Annotated in this window: 4 protein-coding genes and 1 pseudogene; 1 reads left to right on the top strand and 4 read right to left on the bottom strand. The window is 65.2% G+C overall.

Features of this window, described 5'->3' with window-relative positions; translation table 11 throughout:
* Together I73_RS32270 and I73_RS02785 are read right to left on the bottom strand one after the other, a co-directional pair.
* Window positions 1-761 (bottom strand): annotated as a pseudogene (locus tag I73_RS32270) (helicase); the annotation flags it as partial.
* Between the two features lie 564 nt (window positions 762-1325).
* Entirely contained in the window at window positions 1326-2195 is an 870-nt protein-coding gene (locus tag I73_RS02785) for a dienelactone hydrolase family protein (protein ID WP_026096237.1), read from the bottom strand.
* A 105-nt stretch (window positions 2196-2300) separates the two neighbouring features.
* Between I73_RS02785 and bioC the strand changes: the two genes are divergently transcribed.
* Window positions 2301-3866 (top strand): malonyl-ACP O-methyltransferase BioC, encoded by a 1566-nt coding sequence (gene bioC, locus I73_RS30650; RefSeq protein ID WP_083876512.1) that lies wholly within the window; start codon window positions 2301-2303, stop codon window positions 3864-3866.
* A 20-nt stretch (window positions 3867-3886) separates the two neighbouring features.
* Here the strand turns inward: bioC and I73_RS25585 are convergent, their stop codons facing one another.
* On the bottom strand, window positions 3887-4114 hold the full coding sequence (locus tag I73_RS25585; protein ID WP_022979226.1) for a hypothetical protein: 228 nt from the start codon (window positions 4112-4114) through the stop codon (window positions 3887-3889).
* A 133-nt stretch (window positions 4115-4247) separates the two neighbouring features.
* A partial coding sequence (locus tag I73_RS02770) for an ankyrin repeat domain-containing protein (protein WP_022979225.1) occupies window positions 4248-4683 on the bottom strand: 436 nt, incomplete at its 5' end.

The following is a 4683-nucleotide window of genomic DNA, read 5'->3' as shown; positions in this document are numbered from 1 at the left end:
TTGATCAGTCGTTTAAATTGATCTTTAAGCGATCGGGTATTAAAGGTGACGGCGATCTTCCAGTCTTCGTTTTGAGCATGGAGATATGCAACTTTGAGTGCCAGAATAATAGTCTTACCTGAGCCTGCCAAGCCACGAATTCGCTGAATGCCCTCGACTGTCTCAATAACTGCCTGAGATTGTCGCTGATCAAGATTTGCGATCGATCCCTCGATCTTTTTGAGGCGCGCCCCGCGCGAATCAAATTTACGAGGTTCACGTTTTGCCTTTCCCGCGCGAATGGATGTCACCACCTGAATAGCGGCGAGTAACTTCTTAAATGTATCAGCGCCTTCGTTCCACTCGAATTCGTTGACGGTCTCTGCAAAGTTCTGCAGATTGCTGACGAAATATTCGCCCTCACTGTCAGGCACAACGGCCTTAGCTGGCGCAAAGGTCACTACATTCACATCGAACTTCAGTGAACGCCCTCGCTTCAATTCGGCGTAGGGCTTGAGCTTGACTTCCAGCATGGAAGCAATCGCGTCCTGCCGATCCTTGTAGTCAGCGAGGTCAGTACCCTCAACAAGATCGAATGCAATCAAGCCGACATCTTCAGACACCAGAAGCGCATCGAACTTCACCGGTCCTGTAGGCGAGCCCATGACTGGGTAGCCGATGTAGAGGTAGCCAGTGAGCTCGGTGAGCGCAGCGATTTGTTCAGCAAGGGCTTTGGACGCCTCAGGCTTGTCTTTGGCCGTCCCCCAAATCAGATCGATCATCAATATTTTCTCTACTGTGATAAGCCAGCTCGAGACCGAGGCCGGTGATCATCGACATGGATGATCAGTCCCCGCATGGTAGCGCCGCTGGTACCGATCGGCGCTCGCACGTTGGTGCCCTGCACGCGCCAACTGGCGCATATCCGGCTCATCCGCTCGCTGCCAGGCTCTTGGGAGGGATGGGAAACTGAACTGTTGCTCGATCAGCATGATTGATCGGCCAGGCCGCCCTCCGAGGGCATCACGCCGACAGGGCACGCCGCGCCCCTGACGACCTTTGCCGCGAGGGAAGGGTGCATTGGACGCCATCGTGAGTCGCTCGCCTACGACTGAGAGTTCTCCCCGGGACTAGGGAAGGTCTGCAAAACCCCGCTACCGACTGGCAGCTGGCGTGAGGCGCAGGAGAGATGGCGAACAGCCCATGGCATGGTTGCCCATCGCATACAATGCGTTCCTAATCTATTTTACATAATATACATTGTCGTGCATCTACACACCACCAGATGAGGGCCGTTCTCAGACCTGCGCTCCCGGGTGCGAACATCGAGGTGGCTTGCTGTCGGATCAAGGCGCGGCATCGAAGAACGCGGACGCGCGCCGCAGCGCATCGGCCTGCGCGCTCCGGTTGGCCGGCACGCCCTGGCGTGTTTTGCCCGGATCGTCAAAGTCGTGCGTCGCGCCGTCGTACCACTGCACCGGCACGGCGGGCGTGGAGCGCTCGGCGACCTCGCGGCAGGTCGATGGGTTCACCTCCTCGTCGTTCGAGCCCAGCAGCATCAGCAGAGGCAGGTCGGACCGCAGCTTGCGCGCCAGCAGCGCCTTCGGGCCGCAGCCCGGATAGAACGCCAGCGCAGCGCGAAAGCGCGGCGACTTGCGGCCGGCCTCGGCCTGGCGGTGCACGGTGTTGAGCACCGTGCTGCCACCGTTGCTCCAGCCCTGGAGCATCACGCGGCTGGGGTTCACGCCGGGCTGCACAACCAACCAGGCAAGTGCCCCCTCGGCGTCAAGCGGCCGCACGCTCCGCTCGTTGACAGCCTCGCGTGCGGGGTCATCGTGCGTGCCACGGCCGAAGCCGTGGGCGCGCCCGCGCGGGCCGAAGCTGTCGACCAGCAGCGCCGCGTAGCCGTGACCGACCCAGTACTCGGCCCACATCTGGTGCCGCTTGGACAAGGTCGCTGCGCTGCAGGGCGATGAGACGCCGCGTGCCACCGTCGTGCACTCGGCGTTGACATGGCTGGAGTACGGGCCGGCGCGACCGTGCAGCAGCACCACCGCCGGGTGGGTGCCGCTGCCGGGCGAGTACAGGTAGCCGACCAGTTCGGTCTTGCCGTCCGCGCTGGGAAAGTAAACCGTCTGCGGGCCGGCAGCCCGGGCGACGCCGGCCAGCAGGAACCCGATCGCAAGCGCGGCGCGGACAAGGGTGGAAAGCGACATGGTGGGCAAGGCCTGCAATTCAGCGCGGCATCGATCGTATCAACGACGCACAGGCCTGAACGCCCTCCCCGAGGCCCGCCCCTGGACTTCGGGCACACTAGCCCCATGGCATTGAAGGTGCACGTCATGGGCAACCCTGGGTTGCCCGCTTTGTTTTGTGTCCATGGTTTCGCGTCCAACGCCCAGATCTGGCGGCCTCTGGCCGAGGTCCTCGGCGATCGGTTTGCTCTTCATGCCGTTGATCTGCCGGGCTGTGGTGAGTCTCCTGCCAGCGATGACGATCTGGACGTCGTCATCGACGAGCTTCTGAGGTCGGCGCCGGTCGGCGCGATCTGGGTGGGCTGGTCCCTGGGTGGCATGCTGGCCCTGGCGGCGGCAGCCCGTGCCGCCCCTCGGATGGTGTCCGGCGTGGTCACGGTCGCCGCGTCACCCAAGTTCCTGGCGGCGGCCGATTGGCCTGCGGGGGTTCCGCAGGAACTCTTCGACGCGGTCTGCGCAGGCGCGGACGACGCCGCCGGCACGCTGCGCCGCTTCGCCGGCCTGGAACTGAAAGGCTGTGCCAGTGGCGAGTTGCGCCAGCAGCTGAAGTGGCTGCAAACCCATGCCCAGCAGCCGGCACCGGACAGTTCCACCCTGCGTGCCGAACTGGATTGGTTGGCGCGCCTGGACCTGCGTCAGGCGCTCGGCACCTCGCCGATTCCGGTGCGCCATGTTCTGGCGGGAGGGGACGCTGTGCTGCCCGTGGCGTGCGCCCAGGCCATCGCCTCGCTCACGGGCCGTCCTGGCGAGGTGTCGGTGCTGGCCGATGCCCCGCACGCCCTGCCCCTGACCCATGCCCCGGCGCTGGCCCAGGTGGTCGATGCGCTGTGGCAGCAGTTGCGGCGCCCCACCCTGCAAAGCCGTGTGGCCCAGGCCTTCAGCAAGGCCGCCACGGCCTACGAGCAACGCGCCCTCCTCCAGCGCCGGCTGGCGTTTCAATTGCTGGAGCGGCTGCCTGCAGCGGCGCCCGGGTCGGTGCGCACCGTGCTGGACCTGGGGTGCGGCACCGGCTACTGCCTGCCGGCGCTGCAGCAGGCCCATCCGCAGGCTCGGGTGATCGGGTTGGATCTGGCCTCGGGCATGCTGGCGCAGGCCCGGGCGCAATGGGGCGACCGTTTCGAATGGATTTGCGCGCCCGCCGAGCACATGCCCCTGGGCGATGCCAGCGTTGACCTGGTCTATTCCAGCCTGGCGCTGCAGTGGTGCGACAGTTTTTCAGCGGCCTTGGCCGAAATTCACCGTGTGCTGAAACCCGGTAGCACGGTGCTGCTGAACACCCTGGCCGAGGGAACGCTGCAAGAACTGGCCCAAGCCTGGGCCACAGTGGACAACCTGGACCATGTGCACCGCTTTCCGTCGGCCCAGGCGCTGCTGGCCCAGGTGGACGCAGCGCTGTGGTCGGTGGACTGGCAAAGCTGCGTGGACGAGGTGGATCACCACCCTGACATTCGCAGCCTGGCCAATGCCATCAAAGGCGTGGGCGCCCACCACATGCAGCCTGCACGCGCTGGGCTGGGGGGACGCCGGGCCGTGCAGGCCTGGATGGCGGCCATGGAGCGCTTTCGCACCCCGGAGGGACTGCCGGCCCGCTACCGGGTGCTGTCCCTGCGGCTGACCCGGCGCCCTGGCTGAGGGCACGGGGCAGCTTGATGTCAGGCTTGCTCGTCGTCGGGCAGGTCCACCTCGACTTCGCTGTCGATCGCGTCGTCGTAGGCGCTCAGCTCGGCCTGGTTGATCTTGGGGATCAGCGGGCGGTCCAGCGGACGGCACACGCGGCGCTTCAGGTGCCCCAGACGCTCCGAGCGCTCCACCGCAGCCAGGATCGAGTCCGGCTGGGTCAGCATCAGGAAGGGATTCGCGATGACTTCTTGATGGCGCATGGTGTTCTCTCCGTGGTTGGCCGCCGGTTGGTGACCATGGAATGAACTGTAGGCAAGCACGCCTTTTCGAAGAAGTCGGCCGGCAGACAAGCGCTATGTCGGAATTTGTCCGACAGATGTGTCGGTTTGTTGCTCAGCGCGCTGCTGTTGCCGCGTCGTGCAGCTCCTGGGCCAGACCCAGGCGGTCGGCGGCCTTGGCCAGGTCGGCCGCGTCGCGCCCGCCCTTGTTGCGCGGCCGGGCATCGGCCCCGCGGCGCAGCAGCAGACGGGCGCTGTCGATGGCGCCGTAGCCCGCCGCCATCATCAGCGGGGTGTTGCCATTGGGGGCGATGGCCTCCAGCGCGGCGTCATGGGCCAGCAGCAGTTCCACAGCGTCGAGGCTGGGGCCCGCGGCAGCGTAATGCAGAGGCGTCCAACCCGTTTTGTTGATGCGGGCTCCGCGTTGGATGAGGGTGTTCATCACCTCCACCCGCCCCTTGAGCGCTGCCATCATCAGCGGCGTCTCCCCCATCGCGTTCTCGGCATCCAGGGCGATGCCCGGCCAGGACAGCAACACCGGCACCACGGTG

It is taken from the genome of Ideonella sp. B508-1 (genome assembly GCF_000333615.1).
Taxonomy (GTDB): Bacteria; Pseudomonadota; Gammaproteobacteria; order Burkholderiales; family Burkholderiaceae_C; genus Ideonella.
The sequence above is the reverse complement of the archived record's forward strand: the minus strand, read 5'-3'. Positions and strand labels throughout refer to the sequence as shown.

Bases quoted from the DNA above. Each gene is read 5' to 3' on its own strand.
- I73_RS02785 (WP_026096237.1), bottom strand. From the start codon at position 2,195: ATGTCGCTTTCCACCCTTGTCCGCGCCGCGCTTGCGATCGGGTTCCTG.
- bioC (WP_083876512.1), top strand. From the start codon at position 2,301: ATGGCATTGAAGGTGCACGTCATGGGCAACCCTGGGTTGCCCGCTTTG.
- I73_RS25585 (WP_022979226.1), bottom strand. From the start codon at position 4,114: ATGCGCCATCAAGAAGTCATCGCGAATCCCTTCCTGATGCTGACCCAG.